We start from the raw sequence: 25,604 nt of genomic DNA, 5'->3' as shown, positions 1-25,604 counted from the left end.
CTCCACAGGAGCCCGCCATGTTCGTTCCGGCCACCCGCGTCCGCATCGTTGTTGTTGGTCTGACTTTCGCGCTTTCCGGAGCGGCAATGCCGGCCCACGCGCAGAGCTGGGCGGAAAGCTGGTTCGACAATGTAACCTATACCTCGCCCGGCAGCTTCGAGGACCAGACCCGGGGCTATGTGACCGCCGGCGGCATGTCAGGCAGGGTCGATGTCCATAACGACTATCTGATGTCCGTGAGCCTGCCCAAGGTGCGCGCCGGCTGTGGCGGCATCGATATGTTCCTGGGCGGCATGTCCTTTCTAGACCCGGACTATCTGGTCCAGAAGCTCGAGAGCATCCTCCAGGCGGCGCCGGCGGTCGCATTCCAATATCTGCTCGAGACGCTCGACGAGAAGATGGGGAACATCATCTCGAAAATGGAAGCCGCGACGAACTTCCTGAACTCGATCCAGGTCAATGACTGCCGCCTCGCCAACCGCATGGTCCAGATTGCCAAGGGTGACGACAATATGTCCGGGATCATCGAGGAGATGACGGGTTACCGCTCGGTCAAACAGGGGTTCGCCAAGAGCTATCAGCAGTCGCGCGAGAAGATTGAGGCGAACAACAACAATCCGACCGAGGATCTGAAGGATGCTCTTGCCAACTGCCCGGCGGAGGTGACCGAGATATTCCGGACCGGGTCGTTGCTCTCCCATGCAGCGGCCAGGGTCGGTGCGGGCGATTGGGCGAGCGTCATGCGTGCGCGGGTGGGCGACGTCTATATGCGTTGGGATCCGGCCGACAAGGTGCCCCTCTTCACGGCAATCCCGCAATGTCCCGCCCAGGATACGGAGAGCGCACAGGATTTCCTGACTGGCCGTGTGCAGCGCCGCGCGCTCAACGTCCCTCCGACTGGTGCTGATTGCAGCCAGGACGGCAGTGGGCGCGGTGCCCTCATCCTGGCGCGCGAGAGGATGCAGTCGATCGCGACCAAGATCCGGACCAGGTCAGCGCTGACAGCGGAGGAACGTCAGTTCGTCGCTAATGTCCGCACATTGCCCATCTACCGGATGCTCGAATGGGGCGTGCGGCAGGGCGTGATCGACTCCGTCATCGGCGATACCGACGAACTGGTCGCGCTCACCCTCGCCTATCAGATGCTCAACGACCTGACGCGCACGATCGATTTCACCGTCAGCAATGCCGAGCGCGGCGCGACGGTGGCGGGCGCCGCCGACGGTAACGCCGCGAATGTCTGCCAGACGAGGATCCTCGCCAAGGGGATCGAGCAGTTGCGTGATCTGCGCGATGAGGTGCTGCGCCAGCGCGCGCAGATGCGTCAGAGCTATATGGCCGCGCTCCAGGCGGCCAATCTCTCGGCCAATTATGCGGGTCTCATTCGCGAGCGCGACCAGGATGCCCGGAACGCCGCCGGCGCCGCTGCGGCACGCAATCAGTAACGGAGCCAGTCCCCATGCGCCGTTTCCCCCGACTGATCGCCGCTGCCCTCGCGGCTATGACGGCATCGCCTGCATTCGCAGTCGACACGAGCTTTCATACTTATGATGGCTTTGCCGAAACGGTGGATGCTTTTCGCCTCGTCTCGATGATCTTTGCCGACCCCCGCTATGAGACGCTGGTGCTGATCGTGGCGACCGTCGGCATCGGTCTTGGCGCTGTCATCGCCAGCGTGCGCGGTTCGGGCATGGGGCTCGTCGCGTTCGGTTTCCAGATCCTGTTCGGCATCGGTCTGTTCGTCGGGCTGATCGCCACGACGGGGACCGTCCATGTCTACGATCGGGTCCGCAATGCCTATCAGCCGGTTGGCGGCGTGCCGAACCTGCTCGTCCTGGTCGCGGGGGCGACCAACATGATCGAACGCGCCCTGGTCGAGACCATCGACGACAACACGATCGATCCTGACGCCAAGATCGAGTTCGGTGCGGGTGGCCACAGCTTCGACCTGTTCCTGAACGCAGTTTCTCCGCGCGGCCCGATGACCGACACTTTCCTCGACGCGACAATCAAGGATTATGTCCGGCAATGCTATCCGGTCGCCCGCGTCTCGGCCGCGTACGGCGTCGATGACGACAAGCTGTTCCGCACCACGACCGATCTGCCGGCGGCGTTCGCGGCGATGGCGGGTCCGGCGACCTTCTCGACCGTCTATACGGAGACCGACAAGGGCGGGACGACGGTGAGCTGCAACGAGGCCTGGCAGCATATTTCCGATCGGCTGTCGGACCCGACGCTCTTCGACGGCTATACGCTGCAGATCTGCGCGCGGACCGGTTTCGATACGGGCAATGCACAGCAACTCGCGCGCTGCCGCCAGCAACTGGGTGAGATGGGCCAGATGATGCTGGATCGGCCAATGACCACGCAGGCGCTGATGACCCATATCCTGCTCGGCAATACGGTCGGCGACGTTCTGTTCGAGGATTCCCCGGCAAGCGCGGCCAGGGTCATGGCGAACCGGGCAGTGATCTCGAACGGCCTTGCCACGCTCTCGGTCGCCAATGAATGGATGCCGACGATCCGGGCTACCGTGTTCGGCATCATGCTGTTCATGGTGCCCGTGGCGCTGCTGTTCATCCTGACCCCGATCAATCTGCGGGTCGCAAGCTTCGCGCTCGGCCTCTTCGTGTTCGTGGCGCTCTGGGGCGTAATCGATGCAGGCATCTATCAGCTCACGCTGGGCCGGGCCTCGGCAGCGCTCGAGGAGGTGCGCTCGAATGCTGTCGCGGCCAATGCGTGGCTGCTGGCGCCATCGGCCGCGATGAAGGCCTTGGCGATCTTCGGGAGCTTCAGGACGGCGGCCGCCGGGCTTGCCGGCGCGTTCGTGTTCACCGTGTTCCGCTTTTCCGGCAATGTGTTCACCTCATTTACATCGGGCACTCTCGGCATTGCCGGCCAGGGCACCGCTGCTGCGGCGCCGATGGCCACGACCGAGGGGCGCGCAGCGGCGCTGGAGGCCCAGGCCTCTGCATTGGGAACGCGCGCACGCGCTGGCGCGACATCGAGCTTCGGTGACTTCGGGGAACGATCGAGCTTCGGGGCCAACAGGAGCTTCGGGGAAGCCGACCGAATCCTCGGGGAGCGCCCCGGTACGAGTGGCGGGACGGCGCTGGCGCTCGGCGGGATCGAAGGTTCGCGCCAGTTGGGGAGCCTCTCCCCTGCCCTCAATGGCCGTGATCTCTCCGACCCGCAGGTCGCGCGCGCCGTCCAGGCCAACGCCGCGACAACGGCGATCCATCAATTTGCGGAGAAGGATGCGCTCAGGGGACTCGGCACGACCTATTTCGGGCAAGGCGAGACAGGAGAGAAGGCATTCGCCGCTTTCGCCCAGAATCTGGTCCAGTGGCGCGCTTTCGGGGACCATAGAGCCTATGGCATGATGATGCAGGCGGCCACCCGTCATTTCGAGCGGGCGGGCTATTCGGCCAAGGATGCGGAGCTGAAAGCGTCGGGCGTGATCGGCGAGGCGCAAAGCGACCCGACCTTCGCGAAGCTCATCGCTAACGCCTATGACCAGGAGCAGATGCTCAGCAACGACCTTACCGCCGCCCAGGTTCAGGTCGGCGCCATGGAAGGACGGCGCGATTTCGCGGGCGACAATGTCGCCGGTATCGAGCGCGCGAATGTCGCGACCGAGCAGGCCTGGCGGACGGGCGGCAATCAGGGTCAGCGCGATGCGTCCGCGATGCTCGGGCTTCCGGTTCAAGAAACCGCCCGCCGCATCGGCTTCATCAATGCGCTGTCCGGCGAAGCGCGCAGCACCGCGATCTCCCAGCTCGCCCGCGCGACCGGCCGCAACGAGGCGCAGGTCGAACGGGCACTGGAGCGTTACAATGCATCGGTTCAGGTCGGGACGGCGGACGGTGCCACGGCCGAAGCAGCGCGCGAAGGGACCAGCGTCTATGGCCGCACGCGGGAAGCCGCCGGCTACGACTTTGCCGAGCGATCGGGCAAGCTTGACGCGCAGCGCGAGGTTGGCACGAGCGGCACGCGCGCGGCGGCGCGGATCGGCGAGCAGCGCCGGCAGTCCGAGAATTTCGGCTTTGCCGAAGGGGCGGCCGCGGCCGGCGTTTCGACGCGAGAGGCGGCACGCCTCGACAGCTTCATCCAGGCGCTCAGCCGCACCGCCGGCAACCAGGTGGACATGGCAGAGGGCGGCGCGGCGGGAGTGGCGGATCGTGCCCGCAATGAGCGCCTGACCCAGATCGTCGATCGCGAACGGCTTACCCGCATGCAGGGGCTGCTGCGCAGCCAAGGCATCGTCATGTCGAAGCGCGATCTGGCGATGGTCCAGAATGGCGATCTCGCGATGAATCTGACGTCCGAACAGGCCAACCAGCTGCTCCGTGCCGGACTTATCAACGAGAGCCAGGCCGGTGCCCTGGCGCAAGGCGGCGTTGCCCGTTTCAGCTTCGCAAACAACGACCTTTTGGTTTCAAGTACCGCCGGGTTCCAGCAATCGGCGCGGAGCGACACCAGCACACGGTTCGAGGCCGGCAAGCAGGCGGGCCCCGACACGATCGAGCATTTCATGGGTGGCGGCGATGAGGGCCGCAGAGCCATGGCCAACTGGCTGCGCGGCGGCTTCGAAATGGATCGGCATGGAAACTGGCGCCTCAAGCCCCAGGTCGCCGATACGCTGCAACGCGACGTTCAGGCGATCATGGCCCAGACTGGTTGGACGCGGAGCATCTCTCGGGTTGCAGAAGATCAAACCACAATGGGTACCGAAGTGGGGGCAAGAATAGGCGGCACCATCGAAGCCGCGAGTTCCGGTACAGGCAAAAAACAAGCGGCCGGCCGATCAACCTCCGGTCGAGTGGGAGGTGAGCTAGGCTTCACCAGTCGTGACATTGGGATGACAAGCGAAACGGCGCAAAGCCAACTTGATATTGTGAATTACGATGTACGGAGCGCCATCGCTGCTGCTGAACGGGCTGCGTCGCACTCATCGACGCCTTCCGAGGCATTTTCTCAGGAATTGGGGCGACAAATCCTCGGCCCAGAGGGGCTCAGGAATCGCTATCTTGGACAGGCAGACTCCGGTCGTGGGACAGCGGATATTACGGGGCCGCTCACTTCTATCGAACAGTCATCGGTCCTTAGCAGCGGTAGTTTCTCGACCGATCTCGCCAATGGTCCATTTGACGGCAACTCTGAATTCAAGAAGAGATGACGTTACTTCAGAACCGATGATGGCGGCGATAGATCGAGCCCGAGAGCGGATTGCTAGGATCTGTATAAGGATCGATCAGCGGACGATGAAACAATTCGTCTTGCTTCGGCTCGACGAATTCCCAGTCACCCCTCGCAAACCACGCACGCACAAGACCAAGGCCGAGCACCATCAACGCTACAGGCGGGAAAAAGGCCACGTTTAGGAAACCTGCCAATGCGCTGGTATAAAATTCATCCAGAGCGGGCACAGTGAGGGAGATGGCCTTTCCGATCCAGTAGGTGGCAATTCCTGTCCACCAGAGCTTTGCGTACCACGGCCGCCAGAGCCAATCGCCGATACGCAATGTATCGACCTGCTGTTCCGGGACTTCGTCTTCCGCAGTGTGGTTGTTGTGATCGTGCGCCATTGCTGATCTCCACCGCAATAGTAGCACAGCGCCTATCCGGCGGAAGCGCTAATCGCTCAATCGCCTGCCGCTCCCTCCCCTTCCTCGCCGGCTTCGCATGCTGGGGAGCCGATGGCTCCCCGGATCACTTCACGGATTCAAACGATCCTTCACGGCTTTTGCGGGCGTGAAGCTCAGTTTCTTCGAAGCTGCGATCTTGATCGTCTCGCCGGTTGCGGGGTTGCGGCCCTCGCGCGCAGCCGAATCTTTCACCTTGAACTTGCCAAAGCCATTCAAGGATATCTCACGCCCGCCCGTTGCCGCATCGGTAATCGCCGCGAAGACGGAATCGACGATTTTGCGAGCATCAGCTTTGGTGAGGCCATGCTGGGACGAGATCTGCTCAGCAAGTTCAGTGTTATTTGTCAATCGGCGTCCAAAAAGGACCCCCTATCGGCGTGCAAAAGGGACCCCCTTCGTCGAGCAGCGTAACGGGTATGACGGGCGCACTGTTCGTGCTGGTTGCGGCGTAGGGCGGGCGTAGCCCGACCGGAGGCGCAACCAGCACGAAGCGTTCTCTGCCGGTGCCCCAGGCTTCAGCTTCGATGTTTGAAGCGCCAGCTGTCGTTGCCGGTTTCGACGATGTCGCAATGGTGGGTAATGCGGTCGAGCAGCGCGGTGGTCATCTTGGGGTCGCCAAAGACGGTCGGCCACTCACCAAAGGCCAGGTTGGTGGTGACGATGACCGAGGTCTTCTCGTAGAGCTTGCTGACGAGGTGGAAGAGCAGTTGACCGCCCGAGCGTGCAAACGGCAGGTAGCCAAGCTCGTCGAGCACCACGAGATCGAGGCGCGAAAGCTGGGCCGCCAGCGTGCCGGCCTTGCCGAGGCGCGTTTCCTCCTCGAGCCGGTTCACCAGGTCCACTGTGTTGAAGTAGCGTCCGCGGGCGCCGGCTCGTACCACATTGGCAGTGATGGCGGTGGCGAGATGCGTCTTGCCGGTACCCGTTCCACCGACCAGCACGACGTTGCGTTGGCCCGGAAGAAACGAGCCGCTGTACAGCGAGCGCACCAGTCCCTCGTTGATGGGAGTGTCGCCGAAGACGAAGGCGTCGAGGTCCTTCACCGCGGGTAACCTGGCGGCCGACATCCGGTAACGGACCGAGGCTGCATGGCGGTGCGTCGCCTCGGCACGCAGCAGGTCGGTCAGGACCTCCATGGTCGTGCGCTTGCGCTGGAGACCGGTAGTGACCGCCTCGTCGAAGGCGCCAGCCATGCCCTTCAGCCCCAACTCGGCCATGGCCGTCATCATCTCATGCCGCTGCATGGAGACCTCGCAGGCTGTCATAGCGGTTGCAGTCGGCACGGGGCGGATGGCGCAGCGCCAGATCTTCTGGCGTGACAATAGTCAGCGGTCGCGGCGGTTCGCGCCGGCGGGCCAGGATGTTGACGATGACGTCGTCGCTGGCGACGCCGGCCAGCAATGCTTCGCGCACGGCCACTTCTACCGCCTCCAGCCCGTCGTCGAGCACCGCTGCCAGCACCCGCACGAACCGCCGGTCGGCATCGTCGCCGGTGCCAAGCTTGCGCCGCAGTCGTGCCAGCGCAGGCGGCAACTCCCAGCCCTGGAACGGTGCGCCGTTGCGCAGGGCACCCGGCTTGGTCACCAGCACCGGCAGATAGTGCCACGGGTCGTAGATGGTCCGGTCGCGGCCGAAGAACCGGGGATGGTCGGCGACGACTTCACCGTCGCAGCGCACGACGATGCGGTCGGCATAGGCGCGGACCTGGACGGCACGTCGCACCACCCTGGCAGAAACGGAATAGCGGTTGCGGTCGAAGCTGATGAGGCATGTGCCGCTTACCGCATGCTCGCTCTCGTGGAAGCCGTCGAAGGGTGCGACAACAGGCTGGAGCACCGCCCGTTCTGCTGCCCATGCCTGGGCGACTGTCAGCTCCTTCTGCTCGGGATGCTGGTGCAACTCTGCCCAGCGCCGACACTCCGCCTCCAGCCAGCCGTTCAACTCCTCGAGGCCGGTAAATCGCAGGCGCGGCTGGAAGAAGCGACCGCGTGCGGTCTGCACCTGGTTCTCGACCTGACCTTTCTCCCAGCCCGACGCCGGCGAGCAGGCGGTCGGCTCGACCATGTAATGGTTGGCCATGACCAGGAAGCGACGGTTGAAGACCCGCTCCTTGCCGGTGAACACGCTCGTCACCGCCGTCTTCATGTTGTCGTAGATGCCGCGCGTCGGCACGCCTCCGAAGAAAGCAAACGCCCGTGCATGCGCGTCGAACAGCATCTCCTGTGTCTCGCGGGGATAGGCCCGCACATACATTGCCCGCGACGCGCACAGCCGGACATGCGCGACCTTCACGCGCATCGGCTTGCCCGAGATCTCGACGTCCTCGTGGCTCCAGTCGAACTGGTAAGCCTCGCCCGGCCGGAACAGCAGCGGGATGAACGCCGGCGCATTCATCACGTCGCGACGCTGCGCCTGCCGCCAGCGCGCCGCATAACGGCGAACCGCGTCGTACGAGCCATCGAACCCCTCGCGTAGCAGCAGGTCGTGGATGCGCGTGAGGCGCAGCTTCTCGCGCCGCGGCCGTGCCTCATCTTCCTCCAGCAACGCATCCAGTCGCGCCTGAAACGGCCCCAGCTTCGGCAGCGGCTGCACCTCTCGCCGATAACCCATGTCCGCTTCCGGCGCCCGGATCGCCTTGCGCACCACCTTGCGCGACAGGTGCAGGTCCCGCGCTATCGCCTTGATGGCCTTGCCCGACGCGTGCTCGCGCCGGATCCTCAACACCGTCTCCAATACCAGCATCCCGATCTCGCCGCCTGACACACCGCCAAGCGAACAGCCTAGAACACCAGGATGAGGGGTCCCTTTTCGACGCCGATCACCCCGCTAACGGGGTCCCTTTTCCACGCCGATCCACAGTGTTATTCATGTCGACTCCTTTTGACGTAGGCGGATAGGCGGGGGATAGAGCTAGCGGCGGCGCGCTTCAACAGCGCGAGGGGGCCTTTAATACCACCTGCCAGACAAACCGTTTTCCGCAGACCTTTGCGCGCGAGGGCGAAACGGGCGACATTTCGGGTGGCCAGCTCAGCGGATGATTGCAGCAAGCCGCCAACCTTTGCCCTGAAAAAGATCGATCTGGAATCGACCGCTCCTTTGTGGTAGAAAGGTAGAACGTTTATCAACCAGGTGGAATATGGGTATCAGTCTCAACATCAAAGATCCCGAAGCCCACAAACTGGCGCAGGCGATCGCGCAGGCGACTGGCGAGCCTATGACGCGAGTGGTAGTTGAGGCACTTCGGCAGCAACTGACCCGGCTCGAACAACGCCGGCAACGGGCGAGCGTATCCGAGCTTCTGGCCATCGCCAACCGGTCTGCCGAATTGGTGCGCGGTCCCTATGCCACGCATGGGGAGGAGCTCTATGATTCCGATGGGCTTCCCAAGTGATCGTCGACACATCGGCACTGGTTGCTATTCTCTATGGCGAAGAAGAGGCTGCTCAGTTTACCGGGATCATCCATGACGCCGAAATTTGCCGATTGAGCGTCGCCAGTTTTCTCGAGCTTACGATGGTCGTCGAGAAGCAGTTGGGGCCAGAGGCAACCCGCCATGCCGAGGCGTTTATTCGGCGCGCGGGAATTCGGATCGAGCCTGTCACCGTCGAGCAAGGGCTGATCGCGCGGCAGGGATTCTTCGATTTTGGCAAGGGGCGCCACAAGGCCCAGCTGAACTTTGGGGACTGTTTCTCGTATGCCCTCGCGAAAGCCCTTGAAGAGCCGCTGCTGTTCAAGGGTAATGACTTCGCCCTGACAGACATCGAACGTGTCGCCTAATAATCCCATCATTCGAGCCTATTCTTAATGAAAACCGACCTCGACCATCTCCCGGCAAAGAAGCAGCGTGAGCTCGAGCGCGTTGTCCAGATCCTGTTCGAGGAATTTGCGGATGCCCACGGAGAGCCGACCGGCAAGCGCAAGATGGGGCGCATCCTCAAGATCATCCTCTACGGCTCCTATGCGCGCGGCGGCTGGGTCGATGAACCGCACACCGCCAAGGGCTACCAATCCGACTTCGACCTGCTGGTCATCGTCAACCAGAAGGAGTTGACCGATCGCGTCGATTACTGGGAGCGGGCCGAGGAACGGCTTACCCGCGAGCGCGCGATCACGAGAACGCTCAAGACGCCGGTGAACTTCATCGTCCATAGCCTGCAGGAAGTGAACGACGGGCTCGCCCATGGCCGCTATTTCTTCATGGATGTCGCCCGCGACGGCATCGCCCTCTACCAGTCCGATGAAGGCGAGCTGCTAACCTCGAAGCCCAAGACACCGCAGCAGGCCTTTGATCTAGCGACAGAATATTATGACTATTGGTTCTCGCTGGCAGTCAGCTCGCAAAAGGGTTTTAGGTTCTTCTTATCTCAAGATGAATATCGCGACGCCGCCTTCAATCTGCACCAGGCCTGCGAGCGGCTATATCATTGCGTTCTACTCGTCTGCACCTTCTACACACCCCACGTCCACAATCTCAATTTCCTGCGCACCCAAGCCGAACGCCTCTCCCCGCGCCTCGTATCCGCCTGGCCCCGCGGTAACCGGCAGGATCGCGCCCGCTTCGAGAAGCTCAAGGACGCCTACGTGAAGGCCCGTTTCTCGAAGCACTATAGCATCTCCACAGAGGAACTTCTGTGGTTGGCCGAGCGTGTCGAGGAGCTCGGGAAGGTCGTCGACGAGATTTGCACGGCACGGCTTGCCGAACTGAAAGCGGCTCTTTGAATCGGCGGTCTCTGATCTTCGCAGTGGCCGTTCTTACGCTGTCCGCGAGCCCGGCTCTCGCCGATCCATGCACAGGTGCCCTTCCCCGCCCGGGTTCGACTTTCACCGGCGCCGTCCGGTATATCGGGGACGGTGACAGCCTGTGCCTGGGCGTATCCCGCAGCCCGGCTTCCTGGGTCGAAGTCAGATTGGCGGACTTCAACGCACCGGAACTGCATGACCAGGGCGGCATCCAGGCGAAGCGCCGCCTCAATGCAATCGCGATGGGACGAACTCTGGTCTGCCGGGCAAAACATCGGAGCTATGATCGCATCGTCGCGTACTGCACGCTCAATGGCCGCAGCGTTGGCACGCTGCTGCGTGAAAGCGGCGGCGTCGAAGGCGGTCGTTAGACCGCAGCGAAGGCAGCACTGAATGGCGTCATGCCTGACGGCCTGCGGTTACCGATCAGGATGCCGGGGCCTTCGGCTTCCGGCCGCGCCGCTTGGTCGGCTCTGCTGCGGGTTTCGGCTCGGGCTGCGGTGGCGCTCCACGTCCCTTGCGACCAAGACCGATCTTCTTGGCAAGGCTCCGACGCTGTTCGGCATAGGCTGGCGCGACCATCGGGTAATCCGAAGGGAGTTTCCATTTCGCGCGATAGGCATCGGGCGTCAGCTGATAATGCGTCATCAGGTGCCGCTTCAGCATCTTGAGCTTTTTCCCATCCTCAAGGCAGACGATGTAGTCCGGCTTGATCGAGGCGCGAACGGAGACGGCGGGCTTTAGCTCCTCGTCGGCCGCGGACGCTGGTGTTGCGCCGAGGCTCGCAAGCGAACGATGTACGTTGGAGATCAGCGCGGGAAGATCACCGACCGCGACGCTGTTGTTCGCCACATGCGCCGAAACGATATCAGCCGTGAGCGCGAGAAGATCGGGTTTGTCGGCGATCGTATCGTCCATCGTCGTCCTTTGCAGTGCTGAGTGTCGGCCGCCCACAGCCGATTTCATCCTGTGACCTAAGTCGAATAGGCCATCCTTGGCAATGATCGAACAACCCATGCCTCACGCCGCCACCGAAGCGGTGTCGTGCCGACCCTGCGACCGAACGTGTTGGTGAAGTGGCTTTGATCGACAAACCCGCACTCGAGCGCGATTTCAGCCAAGGGTGAAACGGTGTGCGCCAGCAACTCCTGGGCATGCGCGATCCTTTGTCCAAGGAACCAGTCATAGGGAGCCGTTCCCACGGTGTTGGCGAATGCCCGGATGAAATAGCTGAGCGAGAGCCGGCAGGCGCAGGCGACATCGGAAATCGAAACAGGTTCCGCCAGATGTTTTCGCATCAGTTCCTTGGCAAGGTGCTCCTGCCATGGCGCCAAACGCGGCCCAGCACCCGACCGGGTCTCGCGGCGTGCAGACCGGGCGGCTGGCAGACGGCCAGACAACGCTTCGTGGCCCTGCAAAGCGCACGCGCTCGTCCTCCTGCCCGTCATCAAACGTGCGCTGCCGCCATTGCGACCCCCGTGGGACAATGGGCTGGCTGCGGACGCCGAAGGGTGTCTGGTCGCCGATCCCTTTAGTCGACACGCGCGGATCCGGAGCGTCTGTCGAAGCCAGACGAAGCGGGAAGCGGCGTGAGGACCCTGTTACTCCCTATTCTCCTTGACACCTGGGATGCCCCAAAGGCGGCGCTGCAATGCGCATTTTTTTGCGGGAGAGGACGCAACCGACTGGAACGGGCTCGGCAACTTATCGGTGGGATGCCTGAACATTTGGCTATAGGCGATCGAACAATCCGGGCGTCCGGAGCATGACTGCATGCTTGATCGCTGCTACTTTCGCGGCTTTTCCCTGCCAAGCGCGGCCCGCAGATGCCGCTCGGCGCGGGTCAATTCCTTCTGGACGGTTCGTTTGTGGAGCCGAAATTCCTCCGCGATTTGGGCCTGCGTTTTGTCATCACGCCAACGAGCGAGGAAAATCTCGCGCTGCCGTGTGGGCAGAGCAGAGAGCGCTGAGAGCGCGCGAGCCATCTCGTGCTGCGCGCCCACCACATATTCGGGGTTCGGCGCGTCATCAGGAAGCGTGTCGAGGTCAGAGATGTCGACAGGCGCAAACCGGGTTTCTCGCCGCCGACGATTCTTCGCCAGGTTGATTGCCATTCGGTAGAGATAGGATAGCGGCTGCCTGATCTCACCGACTGCGGCTCCGCTTCCGAGCTTCAAATAGGCATCATGCAGTGCGTCGGTCGCCGCATCTGAGGAACGCAAGCTGGACGTGAGCCTGGCAAGCAGCCGGCCATATTCGGCTTCCAGGAGCCTCAACAGGTGATTGAGCGATGTGTTGCCGGCGTCATCAGTGCGGGAAGCGGCTCCACTTAGTTCAGGCGGCATGGACGCATCGATCTTCATGAAAAGCGTCGAAGCATCTCCATCATTCATGAGCAGCGCCGCCTCCGACCAGCGCCGGCCCATTACGCTGGGTTGTGCTCGTATCGGCGATAGAAGCCGTTCCTACATCCAGGAAATGGCTGACGCTGAAAGCAAACATTGCTGAACCGGCGATTTCCGCTCGACCAGCGCATTGAGCGATGGTCGAGCGCTCGATCCCCGGATTGTCGCAGACTACGCACGCATTGTCTTGTTGAAAAATCGACTGGAGTCGGATCAGGAAATCTCGCCGCCGCCATTCGGCGAATACTGGAGGCGATCGATGATCGGACAATCCGGTCGGTCATCGCCATGACAATGATCCGCAAGGTCGAGCAGCGTCTGGCGCATAGCCTGCAGGGCCTCCGCCTTGCGTCCGAGTTCGGCGGCGCGCGCCTCGGCCAGCGCCTTTACCTCGGCGCTCGAGCGCCCGAGGTCGGACCACAGGCCGAGAAGCATCCGGATCTCCTCAACCGGGAAACCGAGGTCGCGGGCATTGGCGATGAAGCGCAGGCGATGCACGTCCGCATCGGCGTAATCGCGATAGCCGCTGTCGCGCCGTGGCGGCGCGGGGATCAGACCGATCTTCTCATAGTGCCGGATCATCCGCTGCGAGACGCCGCTCGCGTCCGACGCCGCCCCGATATTCACAATGTCACCCGATTGAGGCGGAGCGCGTTCATCACCACGCTCACCGACGACAGCGCCATGGCTGCCGCCGCGATGATCGGCGAGAGCAATATGCCAAAGAACGGATAAAGCAGTCCGGCTGCGATCGGCACGCCCGCGGCATTATAGATGAAAGCGAAGAACAGGTTCTGCCGGATGTTGGACATGGTCGCTTCGCTGAGACGCCGTGCCTGCGCTATTCCGGTCAAATCACCCTTGAGCAAGGTGACGCCCGCGCTCTCGATCGCGACATCCGTTCCCGAACCCATGGCGATGCCGACATCCGCCGCCGCCAGGGCCGGTGCGTCGTTCACGCCGTCGCCGGCCATCGCAACCACGCGACCTTCGCGCTTGAGCCGCTCGACCACGGCGCTCTTTTGATCGGGAAGCACCTCGGCCTCCACCTTCTCGATGCCGAGTTTGCGCGCAACGGCTTCGGCGGTGATGCGATTGTCGCCGGTCAGCATGACGATGGTGATCCCTTCGTCGCGCAGCGTGGCGAGCGCCTGCGGCGTCGTCTCCTTGACCGGATCTGCGATCGCAAGAATGCCCGCGACCGCGCCGTCGATTCCGATGAAGATAGCGGTCGCGCCATCGCCGCGCAGTGCATCGGCCTGAGTCACAAGCTTGCGCGCGTCGATGCCGCTCTCTTCAAGGAAGCGCGCGTTGCCGAGCGTGATGCGCTTGCCATCGACCGTGCCGACGGCGCCCTTGCCGGTCGGCGAGTCAAAATCGGTCACCTTCGGAAGGTTCATCTTCCTTTCCTGCGCGGCGGCAACGATGGCCAGGGCGAGCGGGTGTTCGGAGGCGCGTTCGACGCCGGCGGCGAGCCGCAGCAGTCCACCTTCATCGAAGCCATTGGCGGCTACGATGCTCGTGACTGATGGCTTGCCCTGCGTGAGTGTCCCCGTCTTGTCGACAATCAGCGTGTCGACCTTCTCCATGCGTTCGAGCGCCTCAGCATTCTTGACCAGCACGCCCAAGCCCGCCCCTCGCCCGACGCCGACCATGATCGACATCGGCGTGGCGAGCCCCAGGGCACAGGGACAAGCAATGATGAGCACCGCCACCGCGGCGATCAGCCCGTGCGCGAAGCGTGGCTCTGGCCCCCAGATACCCCATGCTGCGAACGCGGTCACCGCGACCAGCAGCACGGCAGGAACAAACCATCCCGCAACCTGATCCGCCAGCCGCTGGATCGGCGCGCGCGAACGCTGCGCCTCGGCGACCATCTGGACGATCCGCGCCAGCATCGTGTCGCGGCCGACCTTCTCGGCGCGAATTACGAGGGCCCCGCTCTGGTTCAGCGTGCCGCCGATCACATGATCGCCCGTGGCCTTTGTAACCGGCATGGATTCGCCCGTCACCATGGACTCATCGAGGGCCGAACGCCCGTCCTCGACGATCGCGTCAACTGGCACCTTCTCTCCCGGACGCACGCGCAGCCGATCGCCGACCGCGATCAGGTCGAGCGACACTTCTTCATCGCTGCCGTCTTCGCGGATTCGCCTGGCTGTCTTCGGCGCCAAATTGAGCAGCGCCTTGATAGCCCCCGAGGTCCGTTCGCGGGCGCGCAACTCGAGCACCTGTCCGAGCAGCACCAGCACAGTAATGACCGCTGCCGCCTCGAAATAGACGGCAACCGAACCGTCGGTGTCGCGGAACGCCGCCGGAAAGATTGCAGGCGCGATTGTCGCAATGACACTGTAGGCCCAGGCGACGCCAATACCCATGGCGATCAACGTGAACATATTGAGATTGCGGGTCTTGAGCGACGTCCAACCACGCTCAAACAGCGGCCACCCCGCCCACAGGACAACCGGTGTCGCCAGCAAAAGCTGTGCCCAGGCCGACATCTTGGCTGGTATGAGATGCTCGAGCTGCGGGATCAGATGACTCATTTCGAGAGCCAGAATGGGAAGGGTGAGTACCAGACCGATCCAGAACCGACGGGACATGTCGACGAGCTCGGCGCTCGGGCCGGAATCGGCGGTAATCATCTCGGGTTCGAGCGCCATGCCGCAGATCGGACAGGCGCCGGGATGATCCTGCCGGACCTCAGGGTGCATCGGGCAGGTCCAGATGGCCCCGGGCGCAGTATCGATTGGCGCCTCGGATCGACCGGTCAGATACCGATCGGGATCGGCCACGAATTTCGTCCGGCAGCCGGCGCTGCAGAAATGATAGTCATGGCCGGCATGGGTGGCATGATGGGACGTCATCGCCGGATCCACCGTCATTCCGCAAATCGGATCGATCACCGTCGCGTCGCCCTTGTCCTTGCTGGCCGCACAGCAGCTATGGGCGTGAGCATGGCTCGTGGGTTTGGACTCGGGCACAACACGTCTCCTTGTTGACGTTCCCTATCTGGGGTCTGACATTATGTCAGGGTCAAGCGCTCTGCTGAATATTTTTACCCGCGAAGCCCTGTCTATCCGGACAAACGATTGTGAATTGCGGTCGCCGCGATGGCCGCCTGACCCGCAGCAACGGCGATCTGATCCAACCCCTCAACGATGTCGCCGGCCGCAAACACACCATCAATCGTCGTTTGCTGATGCTCATCGACAATGATGCAACCCGATGCGCTCAGCTCAGCACCAGCCATCATCGCCAATTCCGAGCGGGCGGAGGTTCCAAGAGCGACGTAGAGGCTGTCGAAGCAGAGCGATTGGCCATCGACCAGGCTCACGAAGATAGAGTCATCCTCAATCGATAGGTTTTGGATGGGCGCAGGCTGGACCACGATCTCGCTTCGGACCAGTTCATCCTCATCGGTTCGTGACAATTGCGAGACCTCTTGGGTTAGCAACGTCACGGTATCGCTATAGCGACGAATGAAGCGCGCCTCGGCCGCGCCATGGTTAGAGCGACCCAGGACGGCTATGCGTTTTCCGCGGACTTCAAACCCGTCACAGATTGGACAATAGCGAATAAGCCCACGCGCGACGGCACGGTCATGGACCTTAGCGGCGAGCCTTGGCTGGCGATTCGTCACGCCTTGGGCAAGCAACAGGGTCCGCGCTTCGACGGTACGCGACCCTATATCGACAACAAAGCCGGATTGAGCTCGCGTAATCCCATGGACGCTGCCACTGACCAATTCCGCGCCGTAGCGAGCGGCATGCCGATGCATGCGTGCAAGCAGGTCTTCACCGGATATACCGTCTGGGAATCCAAGGAGATTGTGCGTCTTGGGAATACGGGCGGCGCGGCCGCTCCCGGCATCCACGAGTAGCGTTCGGCGGAGAAACCGCCCGAGATAGGTCGCGGCCGTTAGACCTGCGGGTCCCCCACCGATGATAACGCAGTCGTACATGCGCGCCTTTCGCTGACGTCTATCCTCACTCCTATTACGCGGCACACCGCGTCTGCCCTCAAAAGCCTCTGCTTTTGGGAAAATGCAGCGCGGCGCGAGGGGTTGGCCTCGTCGATGCGTAAATCAAATGTAGCCCAGTAAATGAGGCAGAAAATGCGGTTGCCCACGGGTCGCAGCGTGGGGCGGGGACGGACGGAAATGGAGAAGGCGGATCGGGAACATGATTCCACTCCACATCCGCCCGCCCCCGCAACAGTTCGCATCGCGAAACAATCCCATGGCCGCGGGAGGATGCATGCAGATCGACAGTCCCTTTTCCGTCTCAGTGGGGCGCGCGCTTTGGGTGATGGCGATGGTGGCCGGGCCGCCTCTGCTCATCATGGGGCTGGTCGGACTGGTCATTTCGATCATCCAGGCCGCGACGTCGGTCAACGAGCAAACCGTCAGTTTCGTCCCTAAATTGCTGGCGCTCCTATTCGTCCTGGCCGTCTTCGGCGCCGCGATGGGAGGATTGCTCATTGACTATACGCGCGACCTTCTGATGCACATACCAGACGAAATTCAATGAACGGCTAGTCCCGTGGCATGCGTTCATCCGGGCGATGTCGATCAGAAATCTGGTTTGCCGCCTGACCTGATGCTAGCGTCGCTGAGGAACGGCGAGATTTAATGGGGGGCGGTTTGGCGGACTTTGAATTGCTGGCGAGGCAACTGATCCAGCGATGGAAGGAAGACCCGAACGCAACCTATCAGAGCTGGTTTCTGTGGGATGAGCGCATCAAGAATTTCCGTTCCATCCGCCGCGGTCTGGCCCAGGTTGTCGCCGAGATCGAGGCGGGGCGATTTGGCGTCGCCTATCGTGGATCGTCGCTTGAAACCGTGGTCCATTCGGTCGCGGAGCAGCGGCAGATCTTCAAGGGCGCGGATCACGCCTTTCTGTGGAAACCCAAGCTCCGAATACCCGACATTTATGAAAATTCGGCGCACCAGCGCGCCTTTGGACGGCTGCTGGATCATTGCGCCTGCTGCGATACCGCTGAAGAGATCATCGCGGGCATCCACACGATCGATCGCATGAACATCAAGGGACTGGGGCCAGCGGTCGCCAATCTCCTCTATTTTCTGCATCCCACGCTGGTTCCGCCGTTCAACACGGCAATCGTCAACGGCTACAACAAACTTACGGGCGGGAAGGTCAAGCTCGGCAGCTGGCAGCATTTTCTCGCGATGCGGTCGGGTATCCTCGATCTCAATGAGCAGTTTCGGGACTTACTGTCGAACGATCTGGGGGCGATTGGCGGGCTGTTGTTCGATATCGGTTCGGGGCGATATCCGGCGCCGCCGCGGGATGAGGAAGATCAGGCCGCTGGAGCCTGGACGATCCGGCTCGAACAGGCGCGGGCCGAGGCGCAAAGCCTCAACAAGGCCGTCCAAAAGCAGGGCGAAAGCGATCGAACGCATTCGGAGATCCAGGCATGGCTTCGCGATATAGGGCGTGCATTGGGCTATGATGTCTGGATCGCGGCAAACGATCGGGGTCGTCTCCATGACGGGGTGCGTTTGGGAGAGGGGTGCCTTGAGAGCCTGCCCGCGTCGATTGCCACTTCGACCGGCGGTGATGCCATCCGCCTGATCGACGTGTTGTGGCTTGAACGGGATAGTGATCGCGTCGCAGCCGCGTTCGAGGTGGAGCACTCGACCTCGATCTATTCGGGCATCGTTCGCATGCTCGACCTGGCTCTGAGCGGCAGCGAACTGCATGCCGCCGCGGGTCTATTTCTGGTCGCTCCCGATGCCCGCGAGGGCGACGTGCGGGCGCAACTGGCGCGGCCCGCCTTCAGTCGTATCGCCGATCTTGAGATCGCCTATCTTCCCTATGGCGAACTGGAACGTCACAAGGATGCGATTTCCCGGTTCGGGTCGGGGCTCAAAGCGATCAAGGCCATCGCCCGCGCTCTACCCTGAAAACCGCTCTCACATACCCGATGCCGGCGGCGCCAAGAGTCCGAGCCAGGCAACCAATGCGAGGATCGCGATGGCGCAGCCGCCTTCGACCAGGAGGCTCCGCCGCAGCGCCCGGACCGCAGAGAGACCGTCGCCCTCTTCCAACGCCGCCCCGAGCGCCGGCGTCAGGAAGAAGCGGTTGGCAGCCGCCAGCGCCAGCATCGCGCCGAAAAGCAGCAATTTCGTCAGAAGCAGTACACCATAGAGGCTCGTGAAGAGCGCGCCCAGCTTTGACGGGCCGATCAATATCCAACTGTTTATCAGGCCGGAGACGATGAGCAGACCGACTACGATGGTGCCGACCTTTGCAAAGCCGTCCAAGGCCCGGTGCGAAAGATGGATATGGTCCCGCGCCATGCGCGCCGCCGGTCGAAAAATGAGCAGACAAAGGGCACACAGCGCCCCGATCCATATCCCGGCGGCGAGAAGATGGGTGATGTCGGCGCCCAGATGAATCCAGCCAAGCGCGCCTTCATCCGCCGCACCGTGCCCCGTCCATGCCAGCGTCGCCAGGGCTGTTGCCGCCGCGGTCGACAGCGCGGTCAGAGCGAAGGTCGGCCGTTGCCAACCTGCGATCGAAAAATAGAGTATCAGCAAGAGCGCGGCGATACGCACTTGCCAGACGGTGCCGGCAGTCGTTCCCGATATGACCATATTGACCGTAGCTCGGTCGATTTCACCGATCGGGACGCCTCCCATGGACGCCGACAGCACCATCATGCCCAATATCGACAACCCGATACCGACGAGGGCGATGGTGGCGAGAACAGGGCGGAAGCGCAGGACCGAGCCGGATTTCCGCTCGGCCCCGCGCAGCGTGTAGAGCCCGAACATCGGCAGCCCAAAGAGAAGCATGAGGTCAATATAAAGACCCAGCCTGACGGCAGTCGCCACCATGTCCGGCACGGCCTTACTTCACCTTGAACGTATAGCCGCCCTGGATGCGATGCGTATCGGTCGATACGACGTGATAATCGACCCTATATGTGCCGGCCGACAGCGGCTTCGCAAACGTCGCAACAAGGGTCTTGCCGTCAGGGGCAAGCTCGGCCTTGACGCCATTGATCTTCATCGGACCCATCTTCATGCCGGGCATCTCCGTCATCGTCAGGTCGATGCCGGAAAATTGTGCGACCAGCCCCTCGGTGAAGACGAGCTGGATCTTGGTCGGGGCGGAAACCACTGCATCAGCCGCGGGCGACGCAGTTGCCAGCCTGGGGTGCGCCTGCGCGGCGGTAGTGACCAAAGCCGAAGCCGCCAGGGCGACCGCAAAAACTGTTTTACGAAACATCGATTTCTCCATTGGCGGCGGTACTGCCGACACAACCAATTACGCACGGAAGCGCACGCCCCCTCATCGATACAACCATATTTCTTTGTGGCGCGATCCATCCGGCCGCACGGCATCGCACCCGTATGATTTACGCGTCCCGTGAGGGGTGAGGACGGCGCGTGCGTATGATCAGATGGGCGGGTCTGAAATAACCGCTCGTCCAGGCACTTTTGCTGGGGAGGATGCGATGACAGATTCCAGGGCAACAAGATTGAGGCGGCATCTGCCGAGCGGCCCGTTCGTTGTCGTAGCGGCGCTTGCGGTCGCCGCGGTCGGGGGCATGGTTGTATATGTCGGAGCCTATAATATCGGCGCCGACGCGCCGCATAGCAAACCTGTCTATTGGCTGATCGATCAATTGCGCCATCGATCGGTTGCTGTTCGGTCACGCAACATCGTCGTTCCGGCAAACCTGATGGACGTGAAGCGTCTCCAAAGCGGAGCCGGGCTCTATACGGAGATGTGCAGCGGCTGCCATCTCGCGCCGGGCATGGAAAAGACCGAGATCAGCCAGGGGCTCTACCCCAAGGCGCCAGAACTATTCCGCGACCCGCAACTGTCGGCGAGAGAACAGTTCTGGATGATAAAACACGGCGTCAAGCTGACCGCCATGCCGGCTTGGGGCAAGACGCATAGTGACGAGTTGATCTGGGATATGGTGGCCTTTGTCCGCCAACTGCCGAAGATGTCGGCGGCGCAATATCAGGCCGCTATCGCCAGCGCCCCCGAGGATCATGACGCGATGATGAAGGACATGCCCGGCATGGCGAAGCCGATGCATTAGATCGGCATGCGCGAGTCCATCTGCCCCGCGAATGCGCCAGGGGCAGGCACCGATTCCCTGCGTGCTGCCCGGGCGGTGAAAGACAAGGTAGGGTGGCCGCAGTATCGAAGGGCCAGATTGAACGATTGGGAATATGTGATGAATACAGACCTTGATGGGCTTTTAAGCCGCCTTCGCACCGAAGCCGTTCATCCCGGGCTCGCCGGCCTGGAGGAGGCTGTGTTCAAGCGCCTCGCAGCGCGGCCGCAAGTTTCCACCGCTCAGCAGTTGAGCCTTGGGATGGTTGCTGCGTTCGGCGCCGTACTCCTCGGCGTTGCCAGTAACGGTCTGGCGCCGCCCGCCGAAGCCTCTGTCATGCTTTCCCCCTTCGGTCCCTCCAATCCCCTAGCGCCCTCGACGCTCCTTGCAGGTCCGCGATGAGACCCAAGCTGTTTCTGTTGATCGCGCTTGTCGCCTTCTTCGCGGCCATGGCGGGTGTGTGGCTTGGTCGCCATTTCTTCCCGCAGCCGGCGACTGCGGGCGTCGAGCTGCATGATGTGCTGCATAGCAAGCTTGATCTCGATGACCGTCAGAAACGCCAGATCGATCTTCTCGAGCAGCGGTTTGCCGTGCGCCGCAGTGCACTGGAGTTTGAACTGAGGGCCGACAATGCGCGGCTCGCCGACGCAATCGAAGCCGAGCATGGCAACGGTCCACGCGTGACGGCGGCCGTCGACCGGTCGCATCAGGCGATGGGCGAGCTGCAAAAGGAAACGCTCCGCCATATCTTCGCCATGCGCCAGATCCTTCGCCCGGATCAGGCCAGGACCTTCGACCAGGCGGTGGTCCATGCGCTCACCGACAATGTGCGGTGAGCCTCGACCTCAAGGCGTGTTCGGACGGTGAACTGGCTGCGCTGACCCTGGGTGGACGGCAAGCGGCATTCGCCGAAATAATGCACCGGCATCAGACCCCGATCTTTCGTCTGGTGCGCGGCCTGGTGGGCAATGCCGAAGAGGCGCTTGATCTCACCCAGGACTGCTTCGTGTCAGCCTTCGGGCATTTGCGGAAATATGATGGGGATCGCCCGCTGCGCGCCTGGCTGTCGCGGATCGCGATCAACAAATGCCGGGATTGGCGGCGGCGGCAAAAAGTGCGGCAGTTTTTCACCTTCGGCGCGGCGACAACCGAACAGGAGTGGGAAGAAGTGCCCGATGATAGCCCGTCGGCACATGACAGCGCAGCAGGGAAACTGGAGCTGAGGCGCTTGAACGCGGCGATTGCCGACCTCTCGGCACCCTTGCGCGAAGTGCTATTGCTGCGGACCGTCGAGGGAATGACGCAGGCGGAAACAGCAGCCGCTCTCTCGATCAGCGGCAAGGCTGTCGAGACCCGATTGTATCGGGCTCGAACGCGACTTGCGGAAATTTTGGCGGAACGATGAGGGATCGGCCTTCGTCGTGCGTAAGGCTGAGAGAGTGCGGTAGATAAGGAAGTTCCCCGAGCCCGCGTCCGCCATATGCAACAAGGGAGATTACATGACCCCGGTATTGACCCGCCGCGATCTGATCCGTGGCGCCACGCTCGCCGGAGGGGGCCTGGCCTTTTCTGCCTGGATGCCGGCATGGGCTCAGCCAGTCTCCGCAGGGATCGTGAAACCACTCCCCATGGTTTCGGGCGCCGACATAGCCCTGACAATCGCCAGACAGACGATGATGATCGACGGCCGGAAAATGCGGGCCATTGGAATCAACGGAACCGTCCCGGCGCCCCTGGTCCGGCTGCGCGAGGGGCAGACTGTTCGTCTTCATGTGACCAACGACCTCGATGAGGACAGCTCGATCCATTGGCATGGCGTCCTTGTCCCGCCGCAATTCGACGGCGTGCCCGGTGTCTCCTTCCCCGGCATTCGACCCAAATCCACGTTCGTCTATGAATTCCCGGTCATCCAGAACGGCACCTATTGGTATCACAGCCATTCCGGTCTTCAGGAGCAGCTCGGCCATTATGGCCCGATCGTGATCGATCCTGCGGGCACCGATCCGGTCCAATATGACCGCGAGCATGTCATCGTGCTGGCCGATCATAGCGTGCTTTCGCCAGAAGCGATCTTCCGGCGGATGAAGGTGGATGCGGGCCATTTCAACTTCCAGCGCCAGACGCTTGCCGGCTTGTTGTCCAAGCGGGACCAGACGCTCAAAGATCGCCTCGACTGGGGCAAGATGCGGATGGATCCGACCGATATTTCCGACACTACCGGATCGGCTTACACCTACATCATCAACGGCTATGGGCCGCGCGACAACTGGACGGCGCTCTTCACGCCGGGCGAGCGGGTCAGGCTGCGCTTTATCAACGCCTCGGCCATGACGACCTTCAACGTGCGGATACCGGGACTCCCGCTCATGGTGGTGCAGGCCGACGGCCAGAATGTGCGACCGGTCACGGTCGATGAATTCCAGATCGGCGTCGCTGAAACCTATGACGTGATTGTCACCCCTCCCGATGACCGGGCCTATACGCTGGTCGGCGAAGCCATCGACCGCTCGGGCATGGCGCGCGCAACGCTCGCACCGCGCGCAGGCATGACAGCCGAGGTGCCGCCGCTCCGCGAGCGGCCGCTCGCCACGATGAAAGACATGGGGATGGACATGTCCTCGATGCCCGGCATGGAAGGCATGGATATGTCGGGAGGCGGAATGTCTCCGATGCGAGGCGTCGATCCGACTGCCGAGCAAAACCCTTCCGGGAAGCTGGCGACCGCGGGCGCCATGGCGATGGGCGCGGCTCCTGGCGGAAGCGCGATGGCTGGCATGGATCACACCGCCATGGCCGGGATGGATCATTCCAATGTGGCAGGCGTGGCCGCAAGTGGCGGTGCGATGACCGGCATGGACCATGGCGCCATGGGTGGCCAGCAAGGCGCGATGCCGGGGATGGATATGGAATCCATGGAGATGGGCCCAATGAACATGCGCGATTTCTCCAAGGCCCCGCAGGTCAAGAAGTCGCCTGGAGTCCAGACGATCTCACCCATGCCGATGGACCGCACCGGCGAACCCGGGCAGGGCCTCGAGAATGTCGGCCACAAGGTGCTTGTCTACAAGGATCTCATGGCATTGGAGCGCAACCCGGACGTGCGGGCACCAGACCGCAGCCTGGATATCCATCTCACCGGCAACATGGAGCGCTTCATGTGGTCGTTCGACGGCGAGAAGATGTCCGACGTCCATGAGCCGATCCCGTTCATCGAAGGAGAGCGCGTCCGGATCAATCTCATCAATGACAGCATGATGGGCCACCCGATCCACATTCATGGCCATTTCTTCGAACTGGTCACGGGGCATGGCGATCACGCGCCGCGCAAACATACCGTCATCGTGCAACCCGGCGGCAAGGTCACCTGGGATTTTACCGCCGATGTGGTCGGTGACTGGGCGTTCCACTGCCATCTTCTCTACCATATGCACGCCGGGATGATGCGCGTCGTGAGCATCCGCCCGAAAGGAGAAGCGGCATGACCCGCACTTTGACGGCACTATTTGCCGGCTCGGCGATGCTGCTCGCCATGCCGGCGATCGCTCAGAATCGGTCGATGCAGGGCATGGACCATTCCAGCATGCCTGGCATGGCGATGCCGGCAAAGAAGCCCACGCCCACGAAGCGCGCAAAGAAGCCGGCGCCTAAAAAGCCAGCACCAAGGAAGGCCGCACCAAGGAAATCAGCGCCAGCCAAACCCGCGGCCAGCCACAATATGGAGGGCATGGATCATTCGGCCATGCCTGGGACGGCGATGCCCCGGGCGGCTCCTGCGGGCGACAAGGCTATGCCGACGATGGATCACAGCGCCATGCCAGGCATGGACATGGGAAACAGCGGTTCGACGTCGAAGGCCGACGGCATGCAGGGCATGGATATGTCTGGCGATCATGCCGGTCACGATATGGGCGCCATGCAAGGCATGGAAATGACCGGAACCGCACTTCCGGCAGGAAATGCTCCGCCCCCCAAGCCGCCGATGGATCATTATGCTGACAGGCAGTTCCCGCCCGCCGCGATGGAACGATCCCGGATGGCGATGATGCACGAACAGGGCGGGCAGACTTTTTCTCAGGTGATGTTCAACGTTGCCGAGGTCCAGGTAAGGCAAGGCCGCGAAGCCTATCGTTGGGATGGAGAGGCCTGGTTCGGAGGCGACATCAATCGCCTCACGATCAAGTCCGAAGGGGAAGGCATCTTCAGGCAGGGCGTTGAACATGCCGACGTTCAGGCGCTCTACAGCCGAGCGGTCGGCCCCTTTTTCAATTTACAGGCGGGTATTCGGCATGACTTTCAGCCAAGGCCGTCCCGCACCTATGCGACCATCGGCTTTGAGGGGCTCGCGCCTTACTGGTTCGAGGTCGAGGGGGCCGCTTTTCTGTCCGACAAGGGCGATGTTCTCGGCCGCCTCGAAGGCTATTACGACCAGCGACTGACGCAGCGGCTTGTCCTTCAGCCCCGCGTGGAACTCAATCTCTCCGCGCAGGATGTCCCTGAAAATCGGATCGGTTCCGGCCTCGTCGACGCGGAATTGGGACTGCGGCTTCGCTACGAGATCACCCGCCAGTTCGCGCCCTATATCGGGGTTTCCTATGAAGCCAAGACCGGGCGGTCTGCGGATTATGCGCGTGCCGCTGGCGAAGATCCAACCACAACTAGCGTCGTCGCAGGCGTACGTATATGGTTTTGATCCGAATTCGCTATCCTG

The 25,604-nt window shown here is 62.3% G+C and carries 26 protein-coding genes; 14 read left to right on the top strand and 12 right to left on the bottom strand.

The window, feature by feature from the left end:
* Positions 1-86: 86 nt before the first annotated feature.
* Both AC3WT0_RS10180 and AC3WT0_RS10175 read left to right on the top strand, forming a co-directional pair.
* Positions 87-1,445 carry a conjugal transfer protein TraH gene (locus tag AC3WT0_RS10180; protein ID WP_492753467.1) on the top strand — a complete coding sequence of 453 codons (1,359 nt, stop codon included), beginning with the start codon at positions 87-89 and terminating at the stop codon, positions 1,443-1,445.
* Between the two features lie 14 nt (positions 1,446-1,459).
* A complete protein-coding gene (locus AC3WT0_RS10175; protein ID WP_492753402.1) occupies positions 1,460-5,179 on the top strand; it encodes a conjugal transfer protein TraG N-terminal domain-containing protein in 3,720 nt (1,239 codons plus the stop codon).
* A 7-nt stretch (positions 5,180-5,186) separates the two neighbouring features.
* Here the strand turns inward: AC3WT0_RS10175 and AC3WT0_RS10170 are convergent, their stop codons facing one another.
* The 4 genes from AC3WT0_RS10170 to istA form a co-directional block, all read right to left on the bottom strand.
* Positions 5,187-5,588: a hypothetical protein gene (locus AC3WT0_RS10170; RefSeq protein WP_492753401.1), complete on the bottom strand. Its 402-nt coding sequence runs from the start codon at positions 5,586-5,588 to the stop codon at positions 5,187-5,189.
* A gap of 129 nt (positions 5,589-5,717) precedes the next feature.
* Positions 5,718-5,996 (bottom strand): HU family DNA-binding protein, encoded by a 279-nt coding sequence (locus AC3WT0_RS10165; RefSeq protein WP_492753400.1) that lies wholly within the window; start codon positions 5,994-5,996, stop codon positions 5,718-5,720.
* A 167-nt stretch (positions 5,997-6,163) separates the two neighbouring features.
* Entirely contained in the window at positions 6,164-6,892 is a 729-nt protein-coding gene (gene istB / locus AC3WT0_RS10160) for an IS21-like element helper ATPase IstB (RefSeq protein ID WP_062127353.1), read from the bottom strand.
* A complete protein-coding gene (gene istA, locus AC3WT0_RS10155; RefSeq protein ID WP_078462179.1) occupies positions 6,879-8,390 on the bottom strand; it encodes an IS21 family transposase in 1,512 nt (503 codons plus the stop codon). Before istA ends, istB begins: the two co-directional genes overlap by 14 nt.
* Before the next feature lie 394 nt (positions 8,391-8,784).
* Between istA and AC3WT0_RS10150 the strand changes: the two genes are divergently transcribed.
* From AC3WT0_RS10150 to AC3WT0_RS10135, 4 genes are all read left to right on the top strand, one after another.
* Positions 8,785-9,039, top strand: a complete 255-nt coding sequence (locus AC3WT0_RS10150) for a type II toxin-antitoxin system VapB family antitoxin (RefSeq protein ID WP_492753399.1) — start codon at positions 8,785-8,787, stop codon at positions 9,037-9,039.
* Positions 9,036-9,425: a type II toxin-antitoxin system VapC family toxin gene (locus AC3WT0_RS10145; protein WP_492753398.1), complete on the top strand. Its 390-nt coding sequence runs from the start codon at positions 9,036-9,038 to the stop codon at positions 9,423-9,425. Before AC3WT0_RS10150 ends, AC3WT0_RS10145 begins: the two co-directional genes overlap by 4 nt.
* A 27-nt stretch (positions 9,426-9,452) precedes the next feature.
* Positions 9,453-10,367: a nucleotidyltransferase gene (locus AC3WT0_RS10140; RefSeq protein ID WP_492753397.1), complete on the top strand. Its 915-nt coding sequence runs from the start codon at positions 9,453-9,455 to the stop codon at positions 10,365-10,367.
* A gap of 188 nt (positions 10,368-10,555) precedes the next feature.
* Entirely contained in the window at positions 10,556-10,759 is a 204-nt protein-coding gene (locus AC3WT0_RS10135; protein ID WP_492753396.1) for a thermonuclease family protein, read from the top strand.
* Between the two features lie 55 nt (positions 10,760-10,814).
* Here the strand turns inward: AC3WT0_RS10135 and AC3WT0_RS10130 are convergent, their stop codons facing one another.
* From AC3WT0_RS10130 to AC3WT0_RS10105, 6 genes are all read right to left on the bottom strand, one after another.
* A complete protein-coding gene (locus AC3WT0_RS10130; protein WP_492753395.1) occupies positions 10,815-11,306 on the bottom strand; it encodes a Ros/MucR family transcriptional regulator in 492 nt (163 codons plus the stop codon).
* Positions 11,307-11,362: 56 nt separating this feature from the next.
* Entirely contained in the window at positions 11,363-11,686 is a 324-nt protein-coding gene (locus tag AC3WT0_RS10125) for a helix-turn-helix domain-containing protein (RefSeq protein ID WP_492753394.1), read from the bottom strand.
* 489 nt (positions 11,687-12,175) lie between these two features.
* On the bottom strand, positions 12,176-12,781 hold the full coding sequence (locus AC3WT0_RS10120; RefSeq protein ID WP_492753393.1) for an RNA polymerase sigma factor: 606 nt from the start codon (positions 12,779-12,781) through the stop codon (positions 12,176-12,178).
* Positions 12,782-13,006: 225 nt separating this feature from the next.
* Positions 13,007-13,420, bottom strand: a complete 414-nt coding sequence (gene cueR, locus AC3WT0_RS10115) for a Cu(I)-responsive transcriptional regulator (protein WP_492753392.1) — start codon at positions 13,418-13,420, stop codon at positions 13,007-13,009.
* On the bottom strand, positions 13,417-15,699 hold the full coding sequence (locus AC3WT0_RS10110) for a heavy metal translocating P-type ATPase (protein WP_492753466.1): 2,283 nt from the start codon (positions 15,697-15,699) through the stop codon (positions 13,417-13,419). The genes cueR and AC3WT0_RS10110 overlap by 4 nt, the downstream gene beginning before the upstream one ends.
* Before the next feature lie 170 nt (positions 15,700-15,869).
* On the bottom strand, positions 15,870-16,757 hold the full coding sequence (locus AC3WT0_RS10105) for an NAD(P)/FAD-dependent oxidoreductase (protein WP_492753391.1): 888 nt from the start codon (positions 16,755-16,757) through the stop codon (positions 15,870-15,872).
* A gap of 295 nt (positions 16,758-17,052) precedes the next feature.
* On the opposite strand from AC3WT0_RS10105, the gene AC3WT0_RS10100 reads away from it, so the two are divergent.
* Complete coding sequence (locus AC3WT0_RS10100) at positions 17,053-17,325, top strand: flagellar biosynthetic protein FliQ (RefSeq protein WP_492753390.1); 273 nt, start codon at positions 17,053-17,055, stop codon at positions 17,323-17,325.
* Positions 17,326-17,438: 113 nt separating this feature from the next.
* Positions 17,439-18,722, top strand: coding sequence for a type II restriction enzyme NmeDI-related protein (locus AC3WT0_RS10095; protein WP_492753389.1), 1,284 nt, complete (start codon positions 17,439-17,441; stop codon positions 18,720-18,722).
* Between the two features lie 9 nt (positions 18,723-18,731).
* Here the strand turns inward: AC3WT0_RS10095 and copD are convergent, their stop codons facing one another.
* Together copD and copC are read right to left on the bottom strand one after the other, a co-directional pair.
* The gene (gene copD, locus AC3WT0_RS10090) at positions 18,732-19,658 is read right to left on the bottom strand and encodes a copper homeostasis membrane protein CopD (protein WP_492753388.1); all 927 of its coding nucleotides are present in this window, start codon (positions 19,656-19,658) and stop codon (positions 18,732-18,734) included.
* A 13-nt stretch (positions 19,659-19,671) separates the two neighbouring features.
* Complete coding sequence (copC, locus tag AC3WT0_RS10085; RefSeq protein ID WP_492753387.1) at positions 19,672-20,052, bottom strand: copper homeostasis periplasmic binding protein CopC; 381 nt, start codon at positions 20,050-20,052, stop codon at positions 19,672-19,674.
* Positions 20,053-20,227: 175 nt separating this feature from the next.
* Between copC and AC3WT0_RS10080 the strand changes: the two genes are divergently transcribed.
* The 6 genes from AC3WT0_RS10080 to AC3WT0_RS10055 all read left to right on the top strand — a co-directional run bounded on the left by AC3WT0_RS10080 (position 20,228) and on the right by AC3WT0_RS10055 (position 25,586).
* Positions 20,228-20,878 carry a c-type cytochrome gene (locus tag AC3WT0_RS10080; protein ID WP_492753386.1) on the top strand — a complete coding sequence of 217 codons (651 nt, stop codon included), beginning with the start codon at positions 20,228-20,230 and terminating at the stop codon, positions 20,876-20,878.
* A 6-nt stretch (positions 20,879-20,884) separates the two neighbouring features.
* On the top strand, positions 20,885-21,298 hold the full coding sequence (locus tag AC3WT0_RS10075; protein ID WP_492753385.1) for a hypothetical protein: 414 nt from the start codon (positions 20,885-20,887) through the stop codon (positions 21,296-21,298).
* Positions 21,295-21,732, top strand: coding sequence for a periplasmic heavy metal sensor (locus AC3WT0_RS10070; RefSeq protein WP_492753384.1), 438 nt, complete (start codon positions 21,295-21,297; stop codon positions 21,730-21,732). Before AC3WT0_RS10075 ends, AC3WT0_RS10070 begins: the two co-directional genes overlap by 4 nt.
* A complete protein-coding gene (locus AC3WT0_RS10065) occupies positions 21,729-22,301 on the top strand; it encodes an RNA polymerase sigma factor (RefSeq protein WP_492753383.1) in 573 nt (190 codons plus the stop codon). Before AC3WT0_RS10070 ends, AC3WT0_RS10065 begins: the two co-directional genes overlap by 4 nt.
* A 94-nt stretch (positions 22,302-22,395) precedes the next feature.
* Entirely contained in the window at positions 22,396-24,378 is a 1,983-nt protein-coding gene (locus tag AC3WT0_RS10060) for a copper resistance system multicopper oxidase (RefSeq protein ID WP_492753382.1), read from the top strand.
* Entirely contained in the window at positions 24,375-25,586 is a 1,212-nt protein-coding gene (locus tag AC3WT0_RS10055; protein ID WP_492753381.1) for a copper resistance protein B, read from the top strand. The genes AC3WT0_RS10060 and AC3WT0_RS10055 overlap by 4 nt, the downstream gene beginning before the upstream one ends.
* The last annotated feature ends 18 nt before the right edge of the window (positions 25,587-25,604 follow it).

This window comes from Sphingomonas sp. EU05-FHT14C10 (genome assembly GCF_058790595.1).
Note: the sequence above shows the minus strand (reverse complement) of the source record. Positions and strands in the feature narration are given on the sequence as shown.

Coding starts and splice junctions, on each gene's coding strand:
- AC3WT0_RS10180 (WP_492753467.1), top strand. CDS start 87: ATGCCGGCCCACGCGCAGAGCTGGGCGGAAAGCTGGTTCGACAATGTA.
- AC3WT0_RS10175 (WP_492753402.1), top strand. CDS start 1,460: ATGCGCCGTTTCCCCCGACTGATCGCCGCTGCCCTCGCGGCTATGACG.
- AC3WT0_RS10170 (WP_492753401.1), bottom strand. CDS start 5,588: ATGGCGCACGATCACAACAACCACACTGCGGAAGACGAAGTCCCGGAA.
- istB (WP_062127353.1), bottom strand. CDS start 6,892: ATGCAGCGGCATGAGATGATGACGGCCATGGCCGAGTTGGGGCTGAAG.
- istA (WP_078462179.1), bottom strand. CDS start 8,390: ATGCTGGTATTGGAGACGGTGTTGAGGATCCGGCGCGAGCACGCGTCG.
- AC3WT0_RS10150 (WP_492753399.1), top strand. CDS start 8,785: ATGGGTATCAGTCTCAACATCAAAGATCCCGAAGCCCACAAACTGGCG.
- AC3WT0_RS10140 (WP_492753397.1), top strand. CDS start 9,453: ATGAAAACCGACCTCGACCATCTCCCGGCAAAGAAGCAGCGTGAGCTC.
- AC3WT0_RS10130 (WP_492753395.1), bottom strand. CDS start 11,306: ATGGACGATACGATCGCCGACAAACCCGATCTTCTCGCGCTCACGGCT.
- AC3WT0_RS10125 (WP_492753394.1), bottom strand. CDS start 11,686: ATGCGAAAACATCTGGCGGAACCTGTTTCGATTTCCGATGTCGCCTGC.
- AC3WT0_RS10120 (WP_492753393.1), bottom strand. CDS start 12,781: ATGAATGATGGAGATGCTTCGACGCTTTTCATGAAGATCGATGCGTCC.
- AC3WT0_RS10105 (WP_492753391.1), bottom strand. CDS start 16,757: ATGTACGACTGCGTTATCATCGGTGGGGGACCCGCAGGTCTAACGGCC.
- AC3WT0_RS10100 (WP_492753390.1), top strand. CDS start 17,053: ATGCAGATCGACAGTCCCTTTTCCGTCTCAGTGGGGCGCGCGCTTTGG.
- copD (WP_492753388.1), bottom strand. CDS start 19,658: ATGGTGGCGACTGCCGTCAGGCTGGGTCTTTATATTGACCTCATGCTT.
- copC (WP_492753387.1), bottom strand. CDS start 20,052: ATGTTTCGTAAAACAGTTTTTGCGGTCGCCCTGGCGGCTTCGGCTTTG.
- AC3WT0_RS10080 (WP_492753386.1), top strand. CDS start 20,228: ATGGGCGGGTCTGAAATAACCGCTCGTCCAGGCACTTTTGCTGGGGAG.
- AC3WT0_RS10075 (WP_492753385.1), top strand. CDS start 20,885: ATGCGCGAGTCCATCTGCCCCGCGAATGCGCCAGGGGCAGGCACCGAT.
- AC3WT0_RS10070 (WP_492753384.1), top strand. CDS start 21,295: ATGAGACCCAAGCTGTTTCTGTTGATCGCGCTTGTCGCCTTCTTCGCG.
- AC3WT0_RS10060 (WP_492753382.1), top strand. CDS start 22,396: ATGACCCCGGTATTGACCCGCCGCGATCTGATCCGTGGCGCCACGCTC.
- AC3WT0_RS10055 (WP_492753381.1), top strand. CDS start 24,375: ATGACCCGCACTTTGACGGCACTATTTGCCGGCTCGGCGATGCTGCTC.